Consider the following 24,829-nt stretch of genomic DNA (forward strand, 5'->3'; position numbering starts at 1 on the left):
AACATTCCAGAAACTTTGAACGATCTAATCCTGCCGTATCGGAGTTGGAACGTTCAAGGCTGTGAGAGGGATTTAGTGGCTGAAAAGGTGACCATCGCGACGGTGGCTCGGCACGCCCAGGTGAGCCGGCAGACGGTCTCCAACGTGCTCAACGCGCCGCACATCGTCCGCGAGGAGACCCGGCAGCGGGTGCAGGAGGCCATCGCCGCGCTCGGCTACCGGGCCAACCAGGCCGCCCGGCAGATGCGTACCGGCCGGTCCCGACTCATCGCGGTCCGCATCGAACCCACCCGGGACGGGATCAACGGCTCGGTGCTCGACCGGTTCCTGCACGGCCTCACCGAGACCGCCGACGCCGCCGGCTACCGGGTCCTGCTCTACACCGCCCGCGACGACGACCACGAGATCAGCACCTACGACGACCTGCTCGGCGCGTACGACCTGGACGCGTTCGTGCTCACCGGCACCAAGCACGGCGACCCGCGCACCGCCTGGCTCGCCGAGCGCCAGGTGCCCTTCGTGACCTTCGGCCGGCCCTGGGACGCCCCCCAGGCGCACCCCTGGGTCGACGTCGACGGGGCCGCCGGCACCGCGCAGGCCACCCGCCGGCTCCTCGACACCGGCCACCGCCGGATCGCCTTCCTCGGCTGGCCCGAGGGCTCCGGCGTCGGCGACGACCGGCGCGCCGGCTGGCGTACCACCCTGGCGGCCGCCGGTCTGGCCGGCGCCGCACCGGACCGGGCGACTGAGGACGGCATCGCCGAGGGCGAGCGGGAGATGCGCGACCTACTCGCCCACGACGACCCGCCGACCGCGGTGGTCTGCGCCAGCGACTCGCTCGCGCTCGGCGCGCTCCAGGCCGTCCGGGACGCGGCGGCGCCGGTCGCCGTCATCGGCTTCGACGACACCCCGGTGGCCGCCGCCGTCGGGCTGACCAGCCTCAGCCAGCCGCTCGCGATCGCCGCCGCCCGCTGCGTCGAGCTGCTCACCGGCCTGCTCGACGGCCAGCCCACCGACCCCCACGTGCTGCTCACCCCCACGCTCGTGCTCCGGCACACCGCGTGACCCACATCCCCCACCAGGAGAGTCAGATGACACCACGCACCCTCACCCGGGCCGCGGTGGCCGGTCTCGCCGCGGCCGCCCTCTTCGGCACCGCGGCCTGCGGCAGCGGCTTCGACGACAAGGCGGGCGACACCAAGCAGTCCAGCGGCCCGGCCAGCCTCCAGATCCTGATCGGCTCCTCCGGCGACGCCGAGACCAAGGCGGTGCAGGAGGCCGCGGCCAAGTGGGCCTCCGCGAGCGGCAACACGGCCACCGTCACCCCGGCCCAGGACCTCACCCAGCAGCTCGGCCAGGCCCTGGCCGGCGGCACCCCGCCGGACGTGTTCTACGTCGACGCCAGCCGCTTCGCCGACTACGCCAGCGTGGGCGCGCTGGAGCCGTACGGCGACAAGGTCAGCAACAAGGACGACTTCTACGAGAGCCTGCGCACCACGTTCACCTACGACGGCAAGCTCTACTGCGCGCCGAAGGACTTCTCCACCCTGGCCCTGGAGATCAACACCGACCTCTGGACCAAGGCCGGCCTGACCGACGCCGACATCCCCACCACCTGGGACCAGCTCACCGCGGCCAGCCAGAAGATCAAGGCCAAGGGACTGGTGGCGCTCGCGCTGGGCGACACCCGGGACCGGATCGGCGCCTTCATGGTGCAGAACGGCGGCTGGCTGATGAGCAAGGACGGCAAGCAGCCCACCGCGGACACCCCGGAGAACCTCCAGGCCCTCCAGTACGTCAAGTCCCTGCTCACGAACGGCTACGCGAAGTTCCCGAAGCAGCTCGACGCCGGCTGGTCCGGCGAGGCGTTCGGCAAGGGCAAGGCCGTCATGACCATCGAGGGCAACTGGATCAAGGGCGCCCTGCAGAACGACTTCCCGAACGTGAAGTACAAGGTCGTCCCGCTGCCGGCCGGCCCGAAGGGGCAGGGCACCCTCTCCTTCACCCAGTGCTGGGGCATCGCGGCGAAGTCCGAGTACAAGGAGCAGGCGATCAAGTTCGTCGAGGCGATGACGGCGGGTGACCAGCAGATCGCCTTCGCCAAGGCGTTCGGCGTGATGCCGTCCCGGCAGTCCGTCCGCGACCAGTACACCGGCGCGTTCCCGGCCGACAAGCCGTTCATCGAGGGTGCCGCGTACGCCCAGGGCCCGGTGAACGCCCCGAAGATGGACAGCGTCCTGCGGGACCTCGAGGCCGGCCTGCAGGGCCTGGCCACCGGCGACCCGAAGACGATCCTGGCGAACTTCGACAAGAACGCCAAGGCGGCGCTCGGCGGCTGAGGTGAACGGAGGGGCCCCTGGTTGACAGCCGTCTGTTCACAGGGGCCCTTCCTTCCACCCTGACGGAGGGAGGGGAGATGGCAACGGAGGCGCTGAGCGCCCCGGCCACCGCGCGGGCGAAGCCACCACGACGAACGGGTCGCGGCATCCGCGGCAACGAGAACATCGCCGGTTGGCTCTTCGTCGCGCCGGTGATCGTGATCCTCGGGCTCTTCCTGCTGCTGCCGATCCTGATGGCGCTCTGGGTGAGCCTCACCGACTGGAACGGCCAGGGCAGCCCGTTCACCCGGGACGTGCCGTTCGTCGGCGCCGACAACTACACCCGGCTGTTCACCGAGGACGGGCTCGACCGCCGCGACTTCATGACCAGCATCCGCAACAACACGTACTACGTGGGCATCGTGGTGCCGGTGCAGACCGCGCTGGCCCTCGGGCTCGCGCTGATCGTGAACAACCGGATGCTCAAGGGGAAGGGCTTCTTCTGCAGCGCCTTCTACTTCCCGTCGGTCACCAGCTCGGTGGCGATCAGCGTGGTGTTCCTGTTCCTGTTCGCCAACTCGGGCGCGGTCAACAACCTGCTCGGCTTCTTCGGCATCGACGGCCCGGAGTGGTTCGCCGACTCCCGCGGCGTGCTGCACCTGCTGCTCGGCGCCGTCGGGGTGGACTCCCCGCCCGGCGCGCTCACCTCCGGTGGCCCGTTCGGGCTGACCTGGTGGGACTGGCTCTCCGGGCCGAGCGTCGCGATGGTCTCGATCATCTGCCTGGTGATCTGGACGACCTCGGGCACGTTCATGCTGATGTTCCTCGCCGCGCTGCAGAACGTCCCGGTGACGCTCGACGAGGCCAGCACCCTGGACGGGGCGACCCGGTGGCAGCGGTTCCGGTACGTCACCCTGCCGCTGATCAAGCCGACCACCTTCCTGGTGCTCACCCTCGGCCTGATCGGCTCCTGGCAGGTCTTCGACCAGGTGTACGTGATGAGCCAGGGCGACCCGGCCAAGACCACGCTCACCCCGGCCTACCTGTCGTACCGGACCGCGTTCCGGGACTTCGACTACGGCTCGGGCGCGGCCATCTCGTTCGTGCTGTTCCTGATCATCATCCTGCTCACCCTGTTCCAGCGCCGGGTGATGGCCGACCGGGACGAGCCCCGGCGCGGCCGGCGGTGGCGGCGCCGCGTACCGGAGGGGTCCTGACATGGCCGTGCTGACCGACCGGCGGGCGGCGCCCGTCGCCCGCCGCGCCGACCGCGGGCCGCGCGCCCGGGTCAACCGCTTCCTGGGGTACGCGGTCCTGATCTTCTTCGGGCTGGTCTTCCTCTACCCGTTCGTCATCCAGCTCGGCAACTCGTTCAAGACCGAGCCGGACGCGGCGGCGAACCCGCTGTCGCCGGTGCCGGACCCGGTGTCGCTGGCCGGCTTCGAGCGGATCTTCGCCGGCACCAACTTCCCGCTCTGGCTCGGCAACTCGCTGCTGGTCACCGTGCTGGTCACGCTCGGCCGGGTGTTCTTCGACTCGCTCGCCGGGTACGCGCTGGCCCGGCTGCGCTTCCGCGGCCGGGCCGGGCTGTTCGCCGCGGTCATCGCGGTGATGGCGGTGCCCGGCGTGGTGCTGCTGATCCCCAAGTTCCTGGTGCTCAAGCAGCTCGGCCTCTACGACAGCTACGCGGGCCTGGTGGTGCCGCTGCTGGCCGACGCGGCCGGGGTGTTCATCATGAAGCAGTTCTTCGAGTCGGTCCCGGTGAGCATCGAGGAGGCGGCCCGGATCGACGGGGCGGGGGTGTTCCGCACCTTCTGGTCGGTGGTGCTGCCGACCGCGAAGCCCGCCCTGATCACCCTGACCATCCTGTCCTTCCAGGGCTCCTGGAACGAGTTCCCGCACAGCCTGGTCTCGGTCCAGGACCCGGCCCTGTTCACCCTGCCCCGCGGGCTGGCCGACCTGGTCAGCGGCTCGCTCGGCAAGGGCACCCAGTACCCGCTGAAGCTCGGCGCCGCGCTGCTGGCCACCATCCCGGTGGCGGTGCTCTTCGTGGTCTTCCAGCGCTACTTCGTCCGCGACGCCAACGAGGGCGCGGACAAGGGCTGACCGGCGCGGGCGCGCGTACCTCAGGAAGCGGCCGGCTCGGTCGGGACGGCGACGTGCAGGCGGAGCTGGGGGACCAGCATGTCTTCCACGTCCAGGGCGCGGGCCGCGCCGTCCGGCTCCCAGCCGGTGCTGGTGAGGAACTTCCGGGTCGCCGCGTCGCCGTCGAACGCCCAGGCCACCGCCCGGTCGAACCCGTCTTCCCGCCACAGGTCGACGGCGGCGGCGAGCAGCCGGCTGCCGTGCCCGCGGCGGCCCCAGCGCGGCTCGACCAGCAGGTCGGTCACCGCCGCCACGCCGCCGGTCAGGGCGTCGGCCGGCTCGCCCGGGGCGAGCGCCTCGGCGTCGGCCGGACCGGAAGCCACGAACCCCACCAGATACGATTGCTCGGCCTGTTCGACGGCGACCAGCACGCGGTGCGCGCCCGAGGGCGGCTCCTGCACCGCGGCGCTCCACCGCCGGGCGAGGTATCCCTCGTCCAGGTTGTCGAGGACGTGCCGGGGCAGGATCCGGCGGTACGCGACCCGCCAGGTCGCGAGCTGGATGCGTGCGATCTCGCCAGCGTCCTCCGGACGCGCGGGGCGGACGTACCCGAGAGCCATGGCACGTGAGCCTACGCAGGGCGAGGGAGGCGACGGTGGCGCAGGGTGCCCGGCGCACGATCGGGCAGGTCGTCGCGGTGGCCGTGCTCGCCGCGGCGGTGACCGCCTTCCTCTCGGTGGCTGCCGTGCGGCACGGCTTCTTCGACCTGCGGGTCTACTACGGCGCGCTGACCTGGTGGGTGCACGACGGCGGGGAGATCTACGACTTCCTCAAGCCCGGCACCCAGTACGGCTTCACCTACCCGCCGTTCGCCGCGCTGGTCATGCTGCCGATGGCGTACCTGCCGTGGCTGGCCGCGATCACGGTCAGCGTGGTCATCACCGTGCTGGCCGGCACGGTGGTCATCTGGTGGCTGGTCGACCCGGTCGCCCGCCGCGCCGGCTGGACCCGCTGGTTCGCCCTCGCGGTCGCGCTCTGCCTGGTCGCCGCGTTCGAGCCGATGCGGGAGACGGTCAACTTCGGCCAGGTCAACATGCTGCTGCTCTTCCTGGTGGCGGTGGACCTGCTGCGGCTGCTGCCGGCCGGCAACCGGTGGGCCGGGGTCGGCGTCGGCCTGGCCACCGCGATCAAGTTGACCCCGGGCATCTTCATCGTCTACCTGCTGGTCACCGGGCGCTGGCGGGCGGCGTTCACCGCGATGGGCGCGGCGGCCGGGGCGACCCTGGTCGCCGGCGCGCTCTTCCCCGACGCCTCCCGGGAGTTCTGGACCGAGGCGCTCTGGAACACCGACCGGGTGGGCGAGCTGGCCTTCGTCTCCAACCAGTCGCTGCGCGGCATGGTGGCCCGGCTGCACCCGGAACACCCGAGCACCCTCGCCTGGCTGGCCCTGGTGCTCGCCGTCCTGGCCGTCTGGGTGTGGCGCTCCCGGGCCGCCGTGGCCGCCGGTGACGAGGTCACCGGCCTGGCGCTGACCGGCGCCGCCATGTGTCTGGTCAGCCCGGTGACCTGGGTGCACCACCTGGTCTGGCTGCTGCCCGCGCTGATCCTGCTGGTCGACAACGGCATGGCGGCCCCCGCGCGCAGCGGTCGGCGGTGGCTGCTGCTGGCCGCCGCGCTCGTCGGGTACGCCTTCCTGATCAGCCGGATCGTCTGGGCCTGGGAGGAGGACTTCACCGGCGTCGGCGGCTTCCTCGGCAGCAACACCTACGTCTGGATCAGCCTGGCGCTGCTGCTCGGGCTGCCGATCCGCCGCTGGGCCACGCCGACCGGCGGCGGTGCCGCCCGGCGGGACGGCCCGGCCGGGTCAGCCGTCGAGGCGGGCGGCGTACCGCAGCTCCCGGAGCGGGACCGGGTCGCGCCCGCCGGAGAGCGGCACCGGGTAGGTGGACTCCGCGCCGTCGGGTGACAGGCCGGCCCGCTCGTAGAACCGGCGGGCCCGGGCGTTGTCGGCGAGCACCCAGAGCCGGTACTCGGTCCAGCCCCGCTCGGCCAGGCCGGCCCGGGCCGCCGCGAGCAGCGCCCGCCCGGCCCCGCTGCCCCACCACGCCGGCTCCAGGTAGATCGCCAGGATCTCCCCGTACGCCGGGTCGAGGTCGCCCCGGTCCTGGTTGTTCCGGTACGGCCCGAAGGTGGTGAACCCGGCGAGCGTCCCGCCGGCCTCGGCCAGCAGCGTGGTGAACGGGTGCTCCGGGTCGGCGGTGCCCAGGTCGCGCCGGCGCTGCGCCCACGCGGCCGGGTTGAGCCGCCCCAGCACCTCGTCCGGCATGATCCCGGCGTAGCCGGCCTGCCAGCTGTGTACGTGCACCCGGGCGACCGCCTCCGCGTCGTCCGGCTCCTCCCGCCGAATGGTGAGCATCCGTCCGTTCTATGCCCCAATGGGCGGCGGATCCAGCCTCCGGTCGTCGTGTCGTACCGGTGGATTAGGGTCGCCGACGATGGCCGCACCGGAATCGCTCTCGCTCGCCCAGGCCCGGCGGATCGCGCTCGCCGCCCAGGGCTTCACCGACCCGGCGCCCACCGGCGTGCCCACCCGCCGCCACCTGCGCCGGGTGCTGGACCGGGTCGGCCTGATCCAGATGGACTCGGTCAACGTCCTGCAGCGCGCGCACTACCTGCCCCTCTACAGCCGGCTCGGGCCCTACCCGACCGCGCTGCTCGACACCGCCGCCTACCGGCGCCCCCGCGAGCTCTTCGAATACTGGGGGCACGAGGCGTCGCTGGTGCCGGTCGGCCTGCACCCGGCGCTGCGCTGGCGGATGGCCCGGGCCCGCGACGAGGCGTGGGGATGGATGCGCCGGATCGCCCAGGAGCAGCCCGAGCTGGTCGCCTGGGTCCGCGACGAGGTGGCCGCCCGGGGGCCGCTCACCGCCGCCGAGATCGAGCACGACGCCCCGCGGGAGACCGGCAACTGGGGCTGGAACTGGTCGACCGTCAAGCGGGCCCTGGAATACCTGTTCTGGGCCGGCGAGGTGACCGCCGCCGACCGCACCCCCTCCTTCGCCCGCCGCTACGACCTGCCCGAGCGGGTGCTGCCGGCGGCCGTGCTCGACGCCCCGACCCCGACCGAGGCCGACGGCCACCGCGCCCTGGTCGCGATCGCCGCCCGGTCGCTCGGCGTGGCCGCCGAGCCGGAGCTGCGCGACTACTTCCGGCTGCCGGTGGCCGGCGCCCGCCGGGCGGTCGCCGAGCTGGTCGAGGCGGGCGAGCTGACCCCGGTCACCGTCCAGGGCTGGCGCCAACCGGCCTACCTGCACGCCCAGGCCCGGCTGCCCCGGTGGGTGCGCGGCCACACCCTGGTCAGCCCGTTCGACCCGGTGGTCTGGGAGCGGGGCCGCGCGGAGCGGCTCTTCGGCTTCACCTACCGCATCGAGATCTACGTGCCCGCCCCGCAGCGGGTGTACGGCTACTACGTGCTGCCGTTCCTGCAGGGCGAGCGGTTCACCGCCCGGGTCGACCTCAAGGCCGACCGGAAGGCCGGGGCGCTGCTGGTGCCGGCCGCCTGGCGGGAGCCGGGCGCGGATCCGGGGGAGACGGCGGTGGCCCTGGCCGCCGAGCTCTACCGGCTCGCCGGCTGGCTCGGCCTGGACGCGGTCGCCCCGCCGGAGGCCGGCGACCTGGCGGTCCCGCTGGCCGCCGCGCTGGTGGGCGTGGCGGGTGTACGGTGAGCGCGTGACGAGCGTTGACCGGCCCGGCGCCCCGGCCGACCCGCAGACGGTCCCCGTCCCGCACGCCGCCCTCCCGGGGCCGCACGACGCGCCCGCCGGGTCGCCGATCTGGCCCGCCGGGGCGGCCTACCAGCCGGTCGAGCCGGACCGGCTCACCCGCCTGGTGCTGCGGATGCACGCCCGCGCCCCCCGCTGGGCGGTGCCGCTGGCGGCGCTCGGCTGCGTCGGGCTGGGCATGGCGTACGCGCTGCTCAGCGACCCCACGCACAGCGACCCGGACGCCCGCCCTACCTGCCTGCTGAAGCTCACCACCGGGCTGGACTGCCCGGGCTGCGGCGGCACCCGCGCCCTCTGGTACGTGCTGCACGGTGACCTGCCGGCCGCCGCCCGGCACCACTTCCTCTTCGTCTTCTCGCTGCCCTTCCTGGCGTACCTCTTCGTCACCTGGGCCGGGAACCGGGCGTTCGGCTGGCGGCTGCCGGAGCTGCGGGTCAGCCCCAAGGTGATCGGCGGCTTCCTGGCGATCTGGTTCGCCTTCTCGGTGGCCCGCAACCTGCCCTGGGCCCCGTTCACCTCGCTCTACGTCTGAAGGTGCGCGGTTTCACGTCCGCGCGCCCAAGTTTCCCCGGAGGCCCACCGGCCACTACAGTCGCAGGAATGCCGGAGATGGTGCAGCCCCAGGTCAAGCTGATCGCGTGGACCCAGTTCCAGGCCCCGGACGACGTGCCGTGGTCGACCGACGCGGAGGGCGGTCAGGCCCTCGCCGAGTTCGCCGGCCGGGCCTGCTACCAGAGCTGGAAGAAGCCGAACCCGGCCACCGCCACCAACGCCGGCTACCTGGCGCACATCCTGGAGGTCGGCCACCTCTCCGTGCTGGAGCACGGCTCCGTGAGCTTCTACTTCAGCGGGGTCTCCCGGTCCTTCACCCACGAGCTGATCCGGCACCGGCACTTCTCGTACTCCCAGCTCTCCCAGCGGTACGTCCCGGAGCGGGACGCGGCCATGGTCGAGCCGGCGGTGATCGCCGAGGACCCGGAGCTGCACAAGAAGTTCGTCGAGGCGAGCGAGGCGGCCGTCCGGGCGTACGCCGAGCTGCTGGAGGGACTGGAGGCCCGCTTCGTCGACGAGCCCAACCCGACGCTGCGCCGCAAGCAGGCCCGGCAGGCGGCCCGCGCGGTGCTGCCCAACGCCACCGAGACCCGGATCGTGGTCACCGGCAACTACCGGGCCTGGCGGCACTTCATCAAGATGCGCGCCACCGAGCACGCCGACGTGGAGATCCGCGAGCTGGCCGTGGAGTGCCTGCGGCAGCTCCAGGGGGTCGCGCCGAACGTCTTCGCCGACTTCGTGATCTCCACGCTGCCCGACGGCACCGAGGTGGCGGCCAGCCCGCACGCCGAGTGACTCCTGCGCCCTTCGCCGCCGGGCCCCCGGTGGTCGTCCGCTAGGTTGTGAACATGACGCACGACCACCCTGCCGCCCGCGAACGAGGCGCGTCGCGCCCGTTCGGGCGACTGATCACGGCCATGGTGACGCCGTTCACCGCCGACGGGTCCCTGGACCTGGACGGTGCCGTCCGGCTGGCCCGGCATCTCGTCGACGAGCAGGGCAACGACGCGCTGGTGCTCAACGGCACCACCGGCGAGTCGCCGACCACCACCGACGCGGAGAAGGAGTCCCTGATCCGCGCCGTGGTGGAGGCGGTCGGCGACCGGGCCAGGATCCTCGCGGGGGTCGGCACCAACGACACCCGGCACACCGTCGAGCTGGCGGTGCAGGCGGAGAAGGCCGGCGCGCACGGCCTGCTGGTGGTCACCCCGTACTACAACAAGCCGCCGCAGAGCGGACTGCTGCGCCACTTCACCGCGGTCGCCGACGCCACCGGGCTGCCGGTCATGCTGTACGACATCCCGCACCGGGCCGGCACCGCGATCGCCACCGACACCCTGGTCAAGCTGGCCGAGCACGGCCGGATCGTCGCGGTCAAGGACGCCAAGGGCGACCTCACCGCCACCTCCTGGGTGCTCAGCCGCAGCGACCTGGCCTACTACAGCGGCGAGGACTCGCTGACCCTGCCCGCCCTCGCGGTCGGCGCGGTCGGCGTGGTCGGCACCTCGACGCACTTCACCGGTGCGCAGACCAAGCAGATGATCGAGGCGTACGAGGCGGGGGACACCGCCACCGCGCTGGCGCTGCACCGGCAACTGCTGCCCCTGTACACCGGCATCTTCCGCACCCAGGGCGTGATCCTGGTGAAGGCGGGCCTGGCGGCCAAGGGGCTGCCGGCCGGCCCGGTGCGGTCCCCGCTGGTGGACGCCACGGCGGACGAACTGGCCCAGCTGCGCGCCGACTGCGCCGCCGCGGGCCTGCCCCTTCCTGAATGATCGAACGACACGACGGACGCCGGGTGACGGCGTCGCAGAATGAGGTGGACGCGTGACCGAGGCGCACATCGAGGGTGAACTTCCCCCGCCGCTGCCGGAGGGCGGTCTGCGGATCATCCCGCTCGGTGGACTGGGCGCCATCGGCCGGAACATGACCGTCTTCGAGTACGACGGCAAGCTGCTGATCGTCGACTGCGGGGTGCTCTTCCCCGACGTCGAGCAGCCGGGCGTGGACCTGATCCTCCCCGACTTCGGGCCGATCCTGGACCGGCTCGACGACGTCCAGGCGATCGTGCTGACCCACGGCCACGAGGACCACATCGGCGCGGTGCCCTACCTGCTCGCCCACAAGGCGGACATCCCGCTGGTCGGCTCGCAGTTCACCCTGGCCCTGGTCGAGGCGAAGCTGGCCGAGCGGCGGATCCAGCCGTACACGCTGACCGTCGCCGAGGGGCGGCGGGAGCGGCTCGGCCCGTTCGAGTGCGAGTTCTTCGCGGTCAACCACTCCATCCCGGACGCCCTCGCGGTGGCCATCCGCACCGGGGCCGGCCTGGTCCTGCACACCGGCGACTTCAAGATGGACCAGCTCCCGCTGGACGGCCGGATCACCGACCTGGCCGGGTTCGCCCGGCTCGGCGCCGAGGGCGTGGACCTGCTGCTGTCCGACTCCACCAACGCGGAGATCCCCGGCTTCGTCACCCCGGAGCGGGAGATCGGGCCGGTTCTCGACTCGATCTTCGCCAAGGCCCGGGGCCGGATCATCGTCGCCTCGTTCGCCTCGCACGTGCACCGGGTGCAGCAGGTCTTCGACTCGGCCGTCGAGCACGGCCGCAAGGTGGCGCTGATCGGCCGGTCGATGGTCCGCAATATGGGCATCGCCCGCGACCTCGGCCTGCTCAACATCCCGCCCGGCCTGGTGGTCGGCCTGGAGGAGGCCACCACCCTGCCGCCCGAGCAGATCGTGCTGATGTCCACCGGCTCGCAGGGCGAGCCGATGAGCGCGCTGGGCCGGATGGCCAGCGGCGACCACCGGCACATCACCATCGCCCCGGGCGACACCGTGGTGCTGGCCAGCTCGCTCGTGCCGGGCAACGAGACCTCGGTCTACCGGGTGATCAACCGGCTGGCCCGGGCCGGCGCGACGGTGATCCACAAGGACGTGGCCAAGGTGCACGTCTCCGGGCACGCCCCCGCCGGCGAGCTGCTCTACCTGCTCAACGTCACCCGTCCGAGCAACCTGATGCCGGTGCACGGCGAGTGGCGGCACCTGCGGGCGCACGCCCGGCTCGGCATCGAGTCCGGCGTCGCGCCGGACCGGGTGGTGCTCTGCGAGGACGGCGACGTCGTCGACCTGGTCGACGGGCGGGCCAGCCTGGTCGGCCACGTGAAGAGCCGGTACGTCTACGTCGACGGTCTCGCCGTCGGCGACGTCAGCGAGTCGCTGCTGACCGAGCGGCGGATCCTCGGCGACGGCGGCTTCATCGCCGCCACCGTGGTGGTCGACTCGGTCACCGGCAAGGTGGTCGGCGGCCCGACCGTCTCCGCGAAGGGCTTCTCCGAGGACCCGGAGGCGTTCAGCCCGGTGATCCCGCTGGTCACCGAGGCGCTGAACCGCGCCGCCGCGGACGGCATCACCGACCCGCACCAGCTCCAGCAGATCGTCCGCCGTACCGTCGGGCGCTGGGTCAACGACGCGTACCGCCGCCGGCCGATGATCGTCCCGACCGTCGTCGAGGTCTGACCGGGGCAGCTCCGCACGCCGGTCCACCGTCCGCGGTGGGCCGGCGTCGCCGTTTCCCGGGTACGCCCCGAGGCGGCCCCGTCACGCTCCGCCGAACTCGCCCGGCCGGTTTCAACCGATCGGCGACCAGCCCCGTACTCCGGTGCGGCTGGCGTACCCGCGCCGGCCGGGAGGAGCGTGGCGGATGGACCGCAGACGGATGACAGCCATCGGCGTACTGGTGGCGGCGGCGGGCGCGGCGGCGGCGGTGACCCTGCCGTCGTTCGCCGGGGAGAACCCGACGACCCGGCGGACGGCGCCCGCGGTGTCCGACGGGGTGGCGCCCGAGGTGCTGGACGCGCTGGGCCGGGACCTCTCGCTGACCCGGGACCAGGCGGTCCGGCGGCTGAAGACCGAGCGGTGGGCCGCCGGCACGGTCACCAGACTCCGCGCCGAGCTCGGCGCCGACTACGGCGGCAGCTGGCTCAGCCCCGACGGGACCACGCTGAACGTGGCGGTGGCCGACCCGGCGCAGGCCGCCCGGGTGACGGCCGCGGGCGCGGTGCCGAAACCGGTCGACCGGGGCGTCGCCGAACTGGACGCGGTGAAGACCCGGCTCGACGCGGCCGGCGGCCGGGCCGGCTCCGACCTCGCCGGCTGGTACGTCGACGTGGCCACCAACTCGGTGGTGGTGCTCGCCCGGCCCGGCGCGGAGGCGTCCGGTCGCCGGTTCGCCCAGGCCAGCGGCACGCCCGCCGGCGCGGTACGGGTGCGGACGGCGGACGAGGCGCCCCGCCCGCTCTTCGACGTCCGGGGCGGCGACGCGTACTTCATCAACGACGCCGGCCGCTGCTCGGTCGGCTTCTCCGTGGTCGGCGGCTTCGTCACCGCCGGGCACTGCGGCCGGCCCGGCGACCGGACCACCGGCGCGAACCGGGTCACCCAGGGCACCTTCCGAGCATCCTCGTTCCCCGGGGACGACTGGGCGTTCGTCGAGGTCAACGGCGACTGGACGCCGCAGGGCGTGGTGAACGACTTCAACGGCGGCACGGTCCCGGTGAACGGGTCCACCGAGGCCCCGGTCGGCGCGTCGGTCTGTCGGTCCGGCTCGACCACCGGCACCCACTGCGGGGTCATCCAGGCCCGGAACGCCACGGTGAACTATCCGGAGGGGACGGTCACCGGGCTGACCCGGACGAACGTCTGCGCCGAGCCGGGCGACTCCGGCGGCGCGTGGCTCTCCGGCGACCAGGCGCAGGGGGTCACCTCCGGCGGCTCCGGCGACTGCACCCGTGGCGGGGTGACCTTCTTCCAGCCGGTCAACGAGATCCTGCAGCGCAACAACCTGATCCTGGTCACCGCGAACGGCCGGCGGTTCGCCGCCGCCTGAGGCTCCGCCGGGCCGCCCGCCCGGCGGCCCCCGGACCGCGGCCCCGGTCACCACCGCCCGGTGACCGGGGCCGCATGGTCAGGGCAGCGCGGCGACCGCCTCGGCGTACGCGACCCCGGTGCTCACCGCCGCGGTGACCAGCACGACGAGCTGCGCCGGGGCCACCCCGTGCGCCAGGTCGGTGGTGACGTCGGCGGCCAGCACCAGCGCGCCGTCGCCCGGGTCGTGCACGTACGCGGCCGGCAGCAGCCGGTCGTGGTTCCAGGCGTTGCAGAACGCGTACGCCTCGGCCCGGCGGGTGGCCGGCAGCCGCCGGGTCGCCACCGCCCGGGCGTGCAGGATCTCCCCCTGCTCCCCGAGCCGGCGGAACTGGATCACCGCCGCGCCCCAGCGCCCGACCACCGTGCCGTCCGGCTCCACCGCGTACCCGTCGCCCCGGGCGTCCAGGGCGGCGGTGAGCAGCGCCAGGCTCAGCGGGGTGACGTCCTCCTCGCCCGGCGGCTCCGGGTCGGCCGGGTCGTCGTCGCCCTCGTCCACCTCGTCCTCGGCCGGCAGCGGCACCGGCTCGGCGAGCGGCCGCTCGGCCAGCCAGGAGGCGATCCGGCCGGACTGGTGGCCGGTGCCGTTGCGGGCGTCGAAGCTGCCGGCGAGGGTGGTGGCGAGGGTCTGCAACTGCCCGCCGAGGGTGGCCACCTCCACCTCGGCCGCCGGCCGGGCATCGTGCCCGGGCCGGTGGATCCGCCGCCCGCCGAGGCCGGCCTCGACGGCGAGCGCGCAGAGCAGCGACCCGGCGGCGGCGAACTCCATCGCGGACAGGTCGTCCGCCGGGTGGTCCAGCCTGGGCAGCTGCTCGGCCAGCACGTCCAGCCCGTACGCCAGGTGCCCGCCCAGCGCGCAGTAGCGCAGGTGCGCGGCGAGCAGCGGAAACGCCGCCCGCTCCCGCCGGTGCCGGCGGTACGCCCGGACGTGCGCCCGGGCCGCCCGCGCCACCTCGCCGGTGCGCAGCCACGGCAGCAGCCCCGCGACCAGCGCCCGCTCCGGCTGGTCGGTGCAGTCCACCTCGCCGGCGTGCACCGGAGCCAGCGCGGCCAGGGCCTCGGCCGGCTCGCCCCAGCCGGCCAGCAGGTCCGCGCGGCGGGCCGGGGCGCAGCCGGGGCAGCCGGCGGCCGGATGGGGCACGGCGACGCCCCAGCGGTCGTACTCCCGCCGGGCGGTCGGCTCGTCACCGAGGTGGTCGGCGAGCCGGCAGCGCAGCTCGGCCACCGGCTCGGCGTCGGCGCCCAGCCGGTCGGCGAGATCGTCCAACAGGGACCGGGCCTGGTCCAGGCCGACCCGGGGGGTGCCGAAGAGCGCCTCCACCGCCTGCCGCTGGTGCCGGTGCAGCCGCTCGACGTCGCCGGGGCGGGCTTCGCGCAGCTCGGGCATCCGGTCCATGGTGGCCAGGCAGCGGCGGACCGGCTCGACCAGCCGCCACCGCTCGCCCAGGTGCAGGTACGCCTCGATCAGCGCGAACCGCGCCGCCAGCCCGGTACGCGCGTCGCCGGTCGCGTCGGCGCGCGCGGCGATCCGGTCCAGCTCGGCGCAGCGGGCCTCGCCGTCGGGCCGGTCGAGGGCGTCGGCGAGGGCGTCGGCCAGCCCCCGGTCCCGGGAGGTGGTCACCGGACCGACCCGCCGGGCAGGCTGCCCACGGCGGCGGCCAGTTGACAGCCGGTGGAGATGCCGCAGTCGATCAGCTGGTCGAGCTGGTGCGGGGTGACCCCGCGTTCCAGATCGGTGATCACCTCGCCGCAGACCTGGGCCAGCCCGTCGTCGGCGACGTGCACGAACGCCTTCGGCCAGAGCCGGTCGTGGTTCCACGAGTTGCAGAACGCGTGCAGGGCGGGCACCCGCTCGATGCCGAAGCGGTGCGCGGCGACGGTACGGATCTGGAGCAGCTCCCCGTCGGTGCCCCGGCGGTGGAACCAGATCAGGCTCTCCGCCCAGCGGCCGACCAGGTCGCCGTCGGCGTCCTCGGCCACCGCGTACCCTCGGGCGGCCAGCACGGCGGCGATCAGCTCGCCGGTCAGCGGCCGCAGCGCCTGCGGGTGTCCGGCCAGGGGGCCGTCCGGACCGTCCTCGATCTCCGGCGACGCCATGGGGCATCCCTTCTGAGGCGAATAACACACCCGGCGGCGCGGTCGGTGGTGCGACGCGCGGACACGACCCGGAAAAGCGGCGATCTGCCGGGTCCCGCCGTTACGGTGACTCTATGGCGGGCCGTACCTCTCAGGCGAGCCGGCGGCGCGGCGCGTCGCCGCGCGGCACCACGAACAGCCGTGCCCGCCAGTCGGCCCGCAAGGCCACCAAGGCGGCTCCCCGGCGGCGACCGGCGGCCCGGCCCGGCCCGGCGGTCTACGTCGGACGCGCGGTCGGCGCCCTGTGGATGGGGCTGGCGCACGGCCTGGGCTGGGCGGTCCGGGCCGCCGGCCGGCAGGCCGCCTCGGCCCGGGACCTGGACCCGGAGCACCGCCGCGACGGCGCGGGGCTGCTCCTGTTCGGCCTGGCCCTGCTCAGCGCGGTGGCCATCTGGTTCGGCAAGGCCGGGCCGGTCGGCGCCCGGCTGGCCGACACCGTCCGGCTCTTCCTCGGCGCGATCGCGATCGTGGTGCCGGTGCTGCTGATGATCGGCGCCTGGCGGCTGCTGCGTACCCAGGCCGACCCCGCGCACCGCGGCCGTGGCCTGGTCGGCTGGGGCTCGATGCTGCTCGCCACCGCGGCGATGCTGCACATCGGACAGGAGCCGGTCGACGCGGTGCAGCGCGACTACGCGGGCGGCCTGATCGGGGCCGGCGTCGGCGACCTGCTGGAGGCCGCGGTCACCGCCTGGGTGGCGGTGCCCCTGCTCGTCCTGCTGCTGGTCTTCGGCCTGCTGGTGGTCACCGCGACCCCGATCAACAAGATCCCGGAGCGGCTCGGCCTGCTCGCCGGCACCCTGGTCGCGTCGCCCACGGAGGACGCCGAGACCGAGGCCGAGGCCGCGCCCAAGCCGGCCCGCAAGCGACCGGCCAAGCGCCTGCCCCCGCCGCTGGACCCGGCGGACCTCGACGACCTCGACGGCGCGGACCTGCAGGACACCCTGGTGCTGCCGCGCAAGCCGCCGAACAAGGTGCCGGCCAGCCGCAAGCCGGTCGAGCCGCCGGAGCACTCGCCGCTGCCCACCCGGGCCGAGCAGCTCGCGCTCACCGGGCTGGCCGGCGACTACACCCTGCCGCCGGCCAACATGCTGGGCAGCGGCGCCGCGCCGAAGACCCGGAGCAAGGCCAACGACGAGGTGATCGCCGCGCTGACCGGCGTCTTCGAGCAGTTCGACGTGGACGCGGCGGTCACCGGCTTCACCCGGGGCCCGACGGTCACCCGGTACGAGGTCGAGCTCGGCCCGGGCGTCAAGGTCGAGCGGATCACCCAGCTCTCCCGCAACATCGCGTACGCGGTGAAGTCGCCGGACGTGCGGATCCTCAGCCCGATCCCGGGCAAGAGCGCGGTGGGCGTGGAGATCCCCAACACCGACCCGGAGAACGTGGCGCTCGGCGACGTGCTCCGCTCGCGGGCGGCCACCAGCGACCACCATCCGATGGTGGTGGCGCTCGGCAAGGACATCGAGGGCGGCTACGTGGTGGCCAACCTCGCGAAGATGCCGCACATCCTCATCGCCGGGGCCACCGGTGCCGGAAAGTCGAGCTGCCTCAACACCCTGCTCGTGTCCATCTTGACCCGGGCCACCCCGGACGAGGTGCGGCTGCTGCTGGTCGACCCGAAGCGGGTCGAGCTGACCGGCTACGAGGGCATCCCGCACCTGGTCACCCCGATCGTGACCAACCCGAAGAAGGCGGCCGACTCGCTGGAGTGGGTCGTCCGCGAGATGGACATGCGCTACGACGACCTCGCCGCCAACGGGGTCCGGCACATCGACGACTTCAACCGGAAGGTGCGCAACGGCGAGATCAAGGCGCCGCCGGGCAGCGAGCGGGAACTGCGGCCGTACCCGTACCTGCTGGTGATCGTGGACGAGCTGGCCGACCTGATGATGGTCGCGCCGCGCGACGTGGAGGACTCCATCGTCCGCATCACCCAGCTCGCCCGGGCCGCCGGCATCCACCTGGTGCTCGCCACCCAGCGCCCCTCGGTGGACGTGGTCACCGGCCTGATCAAGGCGAACGTGCCGTCCCGGCTCGCGTTCGCCACCTCGTCCCTGGCCGACTCGCGGGTCATCCTCGACCAGCCGGGCGCGGAGAAGCTGCTCGGCCGGGGTGACGGCCTGTTCCTGCCGATGGGCGCGTCGAAGCCGATCCGCATCCAGGGCGCCTGGGTGACCGAGCGCGAGATCCACGACGTGGTGAAGTTCTGCAAGGACCAGCGCGAGCCGGAGTTCCGCTCGGACGTGCTGACGGTCGCGCAGGACAGCAAGAAGAAGATCGACGAGGACATCGGCGAGGACCTGGACCTGCTGGTGCAGGCGGTGGAGCTGGTGGTCACCTCGCAGTTCGGCTCGACCTCGATGCTCCAGCGCAAGCTGCGGGTCGGCTTCGCCAAGGCGGGCCGGTTGATGGACCTGATGGAGACCCGGGGCGTGGTCGGCCCGTCGGAGGGTTCCAAGGCCCGCGACGTGCTGGTCAAGCCGGACGAGTTGGAGGAGGTCCTGGCCGGCCTGCGCGGCGCCGGGGAGTAGGCCGGGCGGTGACGTGACGAGGGCCCGCCGGGATGCCGGCGGGCCCTTGTCGTGCTCCGGGTCGGTCAGGAGTTCAGCACCACGGCGGCGAGCACCATGCCGAGGATGGCGCCGACGACGCTCGCCCCGGCGGCGTACCAGCCGAGTGGCTTGTCGCCGAGCACCGCGCCGACGATGCCGAGGATCAGCCCGACCAGGCCGAGGAACGGGAAGAAGATGGCGATGACGGCGAAGACGAAACCCAGGATCGTGCAGATGCGCGCGGCGTTGCCGCGCGGTCTGGTGGTGGCGGGCATGTCGGCCATGGTGTCCTCCGTGAAGTAGGCCCTCGGGTGGGATGTCCCGGGGTCTACCCATTTCCTGCCCGCGCCACGCTTCCGGGCCGGTAGCGCCCGGCGGGGCCGCTTCCGGACCGACCGGTCAGTGGAAGATCTTCAGGCCGACCACACCGGCGACCACCAGCAGCAGGCAGCCGATCCGGGGCAGGGTGGCCGGTTCGTGCAGCGCGACCATGCCGACCAGGGCGGTGCCCGCCGCGCCGATGCCGACCCAGACCGCGTAGCCGGTGCCGACCGGGATGTCGCGCAGCGCGTACGCCAGGCCGGCCATGCTCGCCACCAGCGAGCCGGCGAAGACGGCCGAGGGGAGGGGACGGCTGAAGCCGGCGCTGCGGTCCAGGGCGACCGCCCACACGGTCTCCAGCAGTCCGGAGAGCACCAGCACGATCCAGGCCATGACGATCACCTTCGACGGACGGGCCCGGCCGCCGGGGCCGGGACGGGTGGTCACACGGGGCGTCTTGGCCTGACCGGGTACGCCACCACTCGTCCGGGGCGGTGGGCAACCGCCGAGGCCGACGGTAGCACCGCCACCGCCGGCCGGGCGGCGCGGTGAGGTACCCCACGATCGGTGGAGTTAACGCGAACTTCAGGTTGCACCATGGTCGTCATGACCGTGCTCTTCTCCGACGAGGACGTGGCCGCCGCGGTGGACGCTCCGCTCACCGTCGCCGCCATGCGGGACGCCCTGCTGGCCGCGTACGAGGGCCGGCTGATCGCCCCGCCCCGGGCGTCGGCCCCGCTCGGCGGCGGCCGGATGGTGCTCACCGCCGGCCACCTCACCGGTGAGTGGTACGGCTTCCGGTCGTACGACACGTTCGGGCACCCGGAGAGCGGGCAGCTGGTCGTGCTGCACGACGCGCGGACCGGCGCGGTACGCGCCATCGCCGTCGGCGAGGAGCTGGGCTCCCGGCGTACCGGGGGACTGGGCGGGGTGGCGGTGGACGTCCTGGCCCGCCCGGACGCGGGCACCCTCGGCGTGGTCGGCTCCGGTCGCCAGGCGTGGACCCAGGTCTGGGCCGCCGCCGCGGTCCGCCCGCTGCGCGAGGTGACCGTGCACAGCCGCTCGGCGACCCGCCGGGAGGCGTTCGCCGCTCGGGTCCGGGCCGAGCTGGGCGTGCCCGCCCGCGCGGTCGGCTCGGCCGCCGAGGCGGTCCGGCAGCGGGACGTGGTGGTGCTCGCCACCACCAGCACCACCCCGGTGCTCGACGCGGCCGACCTCGCCCCGGGCACCCATGTCAACACCGTCGGCTTCAAGCAGGTCAACCGGCACGAGTTCGGCCGCGACCTGCTGGACGCCGCCGACGTGCTGGTCACCGACTCGCCGGCGCAGGCCGCCGCGTACGCCCCGCCGATGCTGACCGCCGTCGAGCCGTACGCCGGCCGGCTGGGCGACCTGGGCGCGGTGCTGGCGGGGGCGGTCCCGGGTCGGACCCACCCGGACCAGATCTCGGTCTTCTGCTCCACCGGCCTGGCCGGCACCGAGGTCTTCCTGCTCGACCGGCTGGCCCGGGTGGGCGCGCCCACCCGCTGACCGCCGCTCGAGCGGGATGCGGCAGGTCGGCCCTTCCCGCTGCCCGGACACCGCGACCTGCCGCGACTCGCGCCGCCGCGGCGGCCGTCGCGGGGCACCCGGCGCGGCCCGGTACCCTCGGATGGTGTCTGCCACCTCTCCTTCAGCCGCCGACGGCCGTCGGGTCGCCCTGCTGACCCTGGGCTGTGCCCGTAACGAGGTCGACTCGGAGGAGCTGGCCGCCCGGCTGCACGCCGACGGCTGGCAGGTGACCACCGACGGCGAGGGCGCCGACGTGGTGCTCGTGAACACCTGCGGCTTCGTGGAGAAGGCCAAGCAGGACTCGATCCAGACGCTGCTCGCCGCCGCCGACACCGGCGCGAAGGTGGTCGCCGCCGGCTGCATGGCCGAGCGGTACGGCCGGGAGCTGGCCGAGAGCCTCCCCGAGGCGCAGGCGGTGCTGAGCTTCGACGACTACCCGGACATCTCCGCCCGGCTGAACGCGGTCGTCGCCGGTGACGCGATCGACGCGCACACCCCGCGGGACCGCCGCGAGCTGCTGCCGCTCACCCCGGTGAAGCGGCGCGAGGCGGCGGTGTCGCTGCCCGGCCACGGCACCCCGACCCGGGTCGCCGCCGAGGCCGACGAGCACACCCCGGCGCACCTGCGGCAGGTGCTGCGGCACCGGCTCGACACCGGGCCGGTCGCCTCGCTCAAGCTGGCCAGCGGCTGCGACCGGCGCTGCGCGTTCTGCGCCATCCCGGCATTCCGCGGGGCGTTCGTCTCGCGTACGCCGGACGAGCTGCTCGCCGAGGCCGAGTGGCTGGCCAAGACCGGCGTCCGGGAGCTGGTGCTGGTCAGCGAGAACTCCACCTCGTACGGCAAGGACCTGGGCGACCCGCGGGCACTGGAGAAGCTGCTGCCGCAGCTCGCCGCGATCGACGGGATCGTCCGGGTGCGGGCCAGCTACCTCCAGCCCGCCGAGACCCGGCCCGGCCTGGTCGAGGTGATCGCCACCACGCCCGGCGTGGCGCCGTACTTCGACCTGTCCTTCCAGCACTCCAGCGAGCCGGTGCTGCGCCGGATGCGCCGGTTCGGTTCCACCGACCGTTTCCTGGAGCTGCTCGCCTCCGCCCGGGCCCTGGCCCCGGAGGCCGGCGCGCGCAGCAACTTCATCGTCGGCTTCCCGGGTGAGACCCGGCAGGACGTCACCGAGCTGGTCCGGTTCCTGACCGAGGCGCGGCTGGACGCCATCGGCGTGTTCGACTACAGCGACGAGGACGGCACCGAGGCCGCCGGCCTGCCCGGCAAGGTCTCCGCCGCCACGATCAAGCGGCGGTACGACAAGCTCGCCGCGCTCGCCGACGAGCTCTGCTCGCAGCGGGCCGAGGAGCGGCTCGGCACGACGGTCGAGGTGCTGGTCGACTCGGTCGGCGACGGCGTGGTCGAGGGGCGGGCGGCCCACCAGGCGCCCGAGGTCGACGGCTCCACCACCCTGGTCGCACCGGCGGACGGCGGGGTCGACCTGGCCGCGCTGCGCCCCGGCGACCTGGTGCGTGCCACGGTCACCGCGACCGAGGGTGTCGACCTGGTCGCCGTACCGGATGAGATGATCTCGGCGGCGCCCGGCGCGGCACGGTGACGACGGGCCCGGACGGAGCGGGGGAGCCACGTGACGCGGTGCCAGGCATGACCGGGGCGGACTCGACCGTGGCCCCGGTGCCCCTGCTCAACGCGGCGAACCTGTTGACCGCGGTGCGGCTGGTGCTGGTGCCGGTCTTCGCAGTCACCGTCGTCGCCTCGGGGATGAGCCACGCCGGCTGGCGGATGGCCGCGTGCCTGATCTTCGTGGTCGCCTCGGCCACCGACCTGGTGGACGGCTGGATCGCCCGCCGGTTCGCGCTGGTCACCTCGCTGGGCAAGGTCGCCGACCCGATCGCCGACAAGGCGCTCACCGGCGCCGCGCTGGTGCTGCTCTCCGTCTACGACCGGCTGCCCTGGTGGGTGACCGTGGTGATCCTCACCCGCGAGCTGGGCATCACCGCGCTCCGGTTCTGGGTCATCCGGCATGGCGTGATCGCCGCCAGCCGGGGCGGCAAGATCAAGACGGCGCTCCAGATCCTCGCCATCACCTGGTACCTGTGGCCGATGCCCGCCGCGCTGGCCGTCGTCGGCCCGTGGATCATGGGCGCGGCGGTCGTGGTGACCGTGGTCACCGGGTTCGACTACATCGCCCAGGCCCTCCGGCTCCGCCGCCCCACCGGCTGACCGGCGGGCAGGCGACCGGATCCGGCTGCGAGGATGAGTACGGCGGGCCGCGCGGGGAAGAGGTGTTGACCATGGGTATGGACGCGACGCACCAGCGGGCCGAGGAGAGTCGGGCCGCGTTCGTGGTGCACAGCCTGCACGAACGGCACGAGACGCTGGCCACCGTCGAGTCGTTGACCGGCGGAGCGCTGGCCAACTCGATCGTGGAGATCGCCGGGGTGAGCGGCATCTACCGGGGTGGCCTGGTGGTCTACGCCACGGAGCTGAAGGCGGAGCTGGCCGGCGTACCGGCGGACCTGCTCGCGGAGCGCGGACCGGTCGACCCGGACGTGGCCGCCGCGCTCGCCGAGGGCGCCCGCCGCCGCTGCGGCGCCGACTGGGGGCTGGCCACCACCGGCGTGGCCGGGCCGGAACCGCAGGACGGCAAGCCCGTCGGCCTGGTGTACGTCGCCGCCGCCGGACCCGGCGGCACCCGGGTCCGCCGGCTCGACCTCGACGGCGGGCGGGACCACATCCGTAACGCCGCCGTGATCGAGGCGCTGCGGCTGCTCGCCGAGCGGATCCAGGCCGCGGCGGGCGAGCCCGAACCGGACGATCGGGCCGGGACCGCACCGGCCGACGCCGGCGACCCGGCCGGGGCCGGCCGACGGTGAGTCGGGCGACGACACGCCCGACCGCAGGCGCGCCGGGCGGGCGGCCCCGAACCACCCCGGTGACCGGAACCGGGCAATTCAAGGGGTGGGGCGGGATGTCGGCGGGCCGTGCAACGGGTACGGTTGCGGGAAGGCTCCGGCGGACGACGCCGGCGTCGGGGGCGGCCCGTCGCGCCCGGCGCGGCACGGCCGGCCGGAGATGGTGGTCCCGTCAGGGGGAGGTGCGATGGTCCTGCTACGCCGGGTGATCGGTGACGCACTGCGGGCGCGCCGGCAGGGGCAGCACCGCACCCTCCGCGAGGTCTCCTCCGCCGCCAACGTGAGCCTCGGTTACCTCTCCGAGATCGAGCGCGGCCAGAAGGAACCCTCCAGCGAGCTGCTGGCCGCGATCTGCGACGCGCTCGGCGCCCGCCTCTCCGAGCTGCTCCGCGAGGTCAGCGACACGGTCGCCCTGGCCGAGCAGATGCCGGGCGTGCTGGTGCCGGTGGTGGACGAGCCGGTCGAGCCGACCCCGGTCGCCCCGGCTGCGGTCCGCAAGGCGACCAACCGGAGCGTCCGCCAGGTCTCCGCCGACGGGTCGGTGTCGGTGCAGGTCCGGCAGGACGGGCCGCTCAAGGCGACGCTGCGCAGCACCCGGGTCCGCCCCGCCGACCGGGACGTGGTCTGCGCCGCCTGACCCCGCGTCACGGCGTGGTCTCCGGTGGCGACCGCCGCGTACTGTTGATCAGGGTCGTCCGGGTGCCGGGCTGGCGTCCGGCTGGGACGATGAAGGCACACCGCGCGACCCACCGGTCGACTCCGCCCGGCCCGGTCGCGGCGGCGCGACGCTACTGAGGGGACAACGCGGAGATGGCGAACCCGTTCGTCAAGGGTTGGAAATACCTGATGGCGCTCTTCGGCGCGAAGATCGACGAGCACGCCGACCCTAAGGTGCAGATCCAGCAGGCCATCGAGGAGGCCCAGCGGCAGCACCAGGCGCTGGTCCAGCAGGCGGCCGCGGTGATCGGCAACCAGCGCCAGCTGGAGATGAAGCTGTCCCGGCAGATGACCGAGGTCGAGCAGCTCCAGGCGAACGCCCGGCAGGCGCTGGTCCTGGCCGACCAGGCCCGCGCCCGGGGCGACGAGGCCGAGGCGGGCCGGTACGAGCAGTCCGCGCAGCTGCTCGCCACCCAGCTGGTCTCCGCCGAGCAGGCCACCGAGGACCTCAAGACCCTGCACGACCAGGCGCTGGGCGCGGCCGCCCAGGCGCGCAAGGCGGTCGAGAACAACTCGATGATCCTCCAGCAGAAGCTGGCCGAGCGGACCAAGCTGCTCAGCCAGCTGGAGCAGGCCAAGATGCAGGAGAGCGTGGCCCGCTCGCTGGAGTCGATGTCCGCGCTCACCGCGCCCGGCAGCACCCCGTCGCTCAACGAGGTCCGGGACCGCATCGAGCGCCGGTACGCCGACGCGATGGGCCGGGCCGAGCTGGCCGGCAACTCGGTCGAGGGCCGGATGCTGGAGATCCAGAAGGCGACGCTCGACTCGGCCGGATCGGCGAGACTGGAGCAGATCCGGTCGAGCATGGCCGGCGAGCAGCTCGCCGGGCGGCAGGAGCGCCCGGCGGTGGGGCAGCCGGCCCCGACCGCCGACCCGGCGGCCGCGGCCCGGCTCGACGAGATCCGGGCCAGCATGAGCCGGGAGCGCGGCACCGGGGAGAGCACCACCAGCTGATCCAGAGGCGGGGAGAGGAC

Annotated in this window: 24 protein-coding genes and 1 riboswitch; of the genes, 18 read left to right on the plus strand and 6 right to left on the minus strand. The window is 73.9% G+C overall.

Features of this window, described 5'->3' with window-relative positions:
• Positions 1-87: 87 nt before the first annotated feature.
• From ACGFI9_RS13195 to ACGFI9_RS13210, 4 genes are all read left to right on the plus strand, one after another.
• Complete coding sequence (locus ACGFI9_RS13195; protein WP_393178183.1) at positions 88-1,065, plus strand: LacI family DNA-binding transcriptional regulator; 978 nt, start codon at positions 88-90, stop codon at positions 1,063-1,065.
• Between the two features lie 26 nt (positions 1,066-1,091).
• Entirely contained in the window at positions 1,092-2,339 is a 1,248-nt protein-coding gene (locus tag ACGFI9_RS13200; protein ID WP_393178184.1) for an extracellular solute-binding protein, read from the plus strand.
• A 77-nt stretch (positions 2,340-2,416) separates the two neighbouring features.
• Positions 2,417-3,535, plus strand: a complete 1,119-nt coding sequence (locus ACGFI9_RS13205; RefSeq protein ID WP_393178185.1) for a carbohydrate ABC transporter permease — start codon at positions 2,417-2,419, stop codon at positions 3,533-3,535.
• Between the two features lies 1 nt (position 3,536).
• The gene (locus ACGFI9_RS13210; protein WP_393178186.1) at positions 3,537-4,424 is read left to right on the plus strand and encodes a carbohydrate ABC transporter permease; all 888 of its coding nucleotides are present in this window, start codon (positions 3,537-3,539) and stop codon (positions 4,422-4,424) included.
• Between the two features lie 20 nt (positions 4,425-4,444).
• On the opposite strand, the gene ACGFI9_RS13215 is transcribed toward ACGFI9_RS13210, so the two are convergent.
• Positions 4,445-5,023 carry a GNAT family N-acetyltransferase gene (locus ACGFI9_RS13215; protein ID WP_393178187.1) on the minus strand — a complete coding sequence of 193 codons (579 nt, stop codon included), beginning with the start codon at positions 5,021-5,023 and terminating at the stop codon, positions 4,445-4,447.
• A gap of 35 nt (positions 5,024-5,058) precedes the next feature.
• On the opposite strand from ACGFI9_RS13215, the gene ACGFI9_RS13220 reads away from it, so the two are divergent.
• On the plus strand, positions 5,059-6,369 hold the full coding sequence (locus ACGFI9_RS13220) for a glycosyltransferase 87 family protein (RefSeq protein WP_393178188.1): 1,311 nt from the start codon (positions 5,059-5,061) through the stop codon (positions 6,367-6,369).
• On the opposite strand, the gene ACGFI9_RS13225 is transcribed toward ACGFI9_RS13220, so the two are convergent.
• Positions 6,268-6,819, minus strand: a complete 552-nt coding sequence (locus tag ACGFI9_RS13225) for a GNAT family N-acetyltransferase (protein WP_393178189.1) — start codon at positions 6,817-6,819, stop codon at positions 6,268-6,270. The genes ACGFI9_RS13220 and ACGFI9_RS13225 overlap by 102 nt on opposite strands.
• A 79-nt stretch (positions 6,820-6,898) precedes the next feature.
• Between ACGFI9_RS13225 and ACGFI9_RS13230 the strand changes: the two genes are divergently transcribed.
• The 6 genes from ACGFI9_RS13230 to ACGFI9_RS13255 all read left to right on the plus strand — a co-directional run bounded on the left by ACGFI9_RS13230 (position 6,899) and on the right by ACGFI9_RS13255 (position 13,622).
• The gene (locus ACGFI9_RS13230; protein ID WP_393178190.1) at positions 6,899-8,128 is read left to right on the plus strand and encodes a winged helix-turn-helix domain-containing protein; all 1,230 of its coding nucleotides are present in this window, start codon (positions 6,899-6,901) and stop codon (positions 8,126-8,128) included.
• On the plus strand, positions 8,118-8,717 hold the full coding sequence (locus tag ACGFI9_RS13235) for a DUF2752 domain-containing protein (RefSeq protein WP_393178191.1): 600 nt from the start codon (positions 8,118-8,120) through the stop codon (positions 8,715-8,717). The genes ACGFI9_RS13230 and ACGFI9_RS13235 overlap by 11 nt, the downstream gene beginning before the upstream one ends.
• A gap of 77 nt (positions 8,718-8,794) precedes the next feature.
• Positions 8,795-9,532 carry an FAD-dependent thymidylate synthase gene (thyX, locus tag ACGFI9_RS13240; RefSeq protein WP_393178468.1) on the plus strand — a complete coding sequence of 246 codons (738 nt, stop codon included), beginning with the start codon at positions 8,795-8,797 and terminating at the stop codon, positions 9,530-9,532.
• 53 nt (positions 9,533-9,585) lie between these two features.
• Entirely contained in the window at positions 9,586-10,512 is a 927-nt protein-coding gene (gene dapA, locus ACGFI9_RS13245) for a 4-hydroxy-tetrahydrodipicolinate synthase (RefSeq protein ID WP_393178192.1), read from the plus strand.
• Between the two features lie 52 nt (positions 10,513-10,564).
• Entirely contained in the window at positions 10,565-12,253 is a 1,689-nt protein-coding gene (locus ACGFI9_RS13250; RefSeq protein WP_393178193.1) for a ribonuclease J, read from the plus strand.
• A 184-nt stretch (positions 12,254-12,437) separates the two neighbouring features.
• Positions 12,438-13,622 carry a S1 family peptidase gene (locus ACGFI9_RS13255; protein ID WP_393178194.1) on the plus strand — a complete coding sequence of 395 codons (1,185 nt, stop codon included), beginning with the start codon at positions 12,438-12,440 and terminating at the stop codon, positions 13,620-13,622.
• A gap of 78 nt (positions 13,623-13,700) precedes the next feature.
• On the opposite strand, the gene ACGFI9_RS13260 is transcribed toward ACGFI9_RS13255, so the two are convergent.
• Positions 13,701-15,281, minus strand: coding sequence for a YbjN domain-containing protein (locus tag ACGFI9_RS13260; protein WP_393178195.1), 1,581 nt, complete (start codon positions 15,279-15,281; stop codon positions 13,701-13,703).
• Complete coding sequence (locus ACGFI9_RS13265; RefSeq protein ID WP_393178197.1) at positions 15,278-15,757, minus strand: YbjN domain-containing protein; 480 nt, start codon at positions 15,755-15,757, stop codon at positions 15,278-15,280. Before ACGFI9_RS13265 ends, ACGFI9_RS13260 begins: the two co-directional genes overlap by 4 nt.
• A 113-nt stretch (positions 15,758-15,870) precedes the next feature.
• Here ACGFI9_RS13265 and ACGFI9_RS13270 point away from each other — a divergent pair, with 113 nt between their 5' ends.
• On the plus strand, positions 15,871-18,327 hold the full coding sequence (locus ACGFI9_RS13270) for a DNA translocase FtsK 4TM domain-containing protein (RefSeq protein WP_393178198.1): 2,457 nt from the start codon (positions 15,871-15,873) through the stop codon (positions 18,325-18,327).
• Between the two features lie 65 nt (positions 18,328-18,392).
• On the opposite strand, the gene ACGFI9_RS13275 is transcribed toward ACGFI9_RS13270, so the two are convergent.
• A complete protein-coding gene (locus ACGFI9_RS13275; RefSeq protein WP_393178199.1) occupies positions 18,393-18,632 on the minus strand; it encodes a hypothetical protein in 240 nt (79 codons plus the stop codon).
• A 115-nt stretch (positions 18,633-18,747) separates the two neighbouring features.
• Positions 18,748-19,062 (minus strand): DMT family transporter, encoded by a 315-nt coding sequence (locus ACGFI9_RS13280; protein WP_393178200.1) that lies wholly within the window; start codon positions 19,060-19,062, stop codon positions 18,748-18,750.
• 53 nt (positions 19,063-19,115) lie between these two features.
• Positions 19,116-19,180, minus strand: a riboswitch (guanidine-III (ykkC-III) riboswitch).
• Between the two features lie 95 nt (positions 19,181-19,275).
• On the opposite strand from ACGFI9_RS13280, the gene ACGFI9_RS13285 reads away from it, so the two are divergent.
• The 6 genes from ACGFI9_RS13285 to ACGFI9_RS13310 all read left to right on the plus strand — a co-directional run bounded on the left by ACGFI9_RS13285 (position 19,276) and on the right by ACGFI9_RS13310 (position 24,809).
• Positions 19,276-20,199: an ornithine cyclodeaminase family protein gene (locus ACGFI9_RS13285; protein WP_393178469.1), complete on the plus strand. Its 924-nt coding sequence runs from the start codon at positions 19,276-19,278 to the stop codon at positions 20,197-20,199.
• Between the two features lie 121 nt (positions 20,200-20,320).
• Positions 20,321-21,820 carry a 30S ribosomal protein S12 methylthiotransferase RimO gene (gene rimO / locus ACGFI9_RS13290; RefSeq protein ID WP_393178202.1) on the plus strand — a complete coding sequence of 500 codons (1,500 nt, stop codon included), beginning with the start codon at positions 20,321-20,323 and terminating at the stop codon, positions 21,818-21,820.
• A 47-nt stretch (positions 21,821-21,867) separates the two neighbouring features.
• Positions 21,868-22,446 (plus strand): CDP-diacylglycerol--glycerol-3-phosphate 3-phosphatidyltransferase, encoded by a 579-nt coding sequence (gene pgsA, locus ACGFI9_RS13295; protein WP_393178203.1) that lies wholly within the window; start codon positions 21,868-21,870, stop codon positions 22,444-22,446.
• Positions 22,447-22,517: 71 nt separating this feature from the next.
• The gene (locus ACGFI9_RS13300) at positions 22,518-23,099 is read left to right on the plus strand and encodes a CinA family protein (RefSeq protein WP_393178204.1); all 582 of its coding nucleotides are present in this window, start codon (positions 22,518-22,520) and stop codon (positions 23,097-23,099) included.
• A gap of 226 nt (positions 23,100-23,325) precedes the next feature.
• Positions 23,326-23,775 (plus strand): helix-turn-helix domain-containing protein, encoded by a 450-nt coding sequence (locus tag ACGFI9_RS13305; protein ID WP_393178205.1) that lies wholly within the window; start codon positions 23,326-23,328, stop codon positions 23,773-23,775.
• A gap of 173 nt (positions 23,776-23,948) precedes the next feature.
• Positions 23,949-24,809: a PspA/IM30 family protein gene (locus ACGFI9_RS13310; protein ID WP_393178206.1), complete on the plus strand. Its 861-nt coding sequence runs from the start codon at positions 23,949-23,951 to the stop codon at positions 24,807-24,809.
• The last annotated feature ends 20 nt before the right edge of the window (positions 24,810-24,829 follow it).

The organism is Micromonospora sp. NPDC048930 (assembly GCF_043197935.1).
GTDB lineage: Bacteria > Actinomycetota > Actinomycetes > Mycobacteriales > Micromonosporaceae > Micromonospora.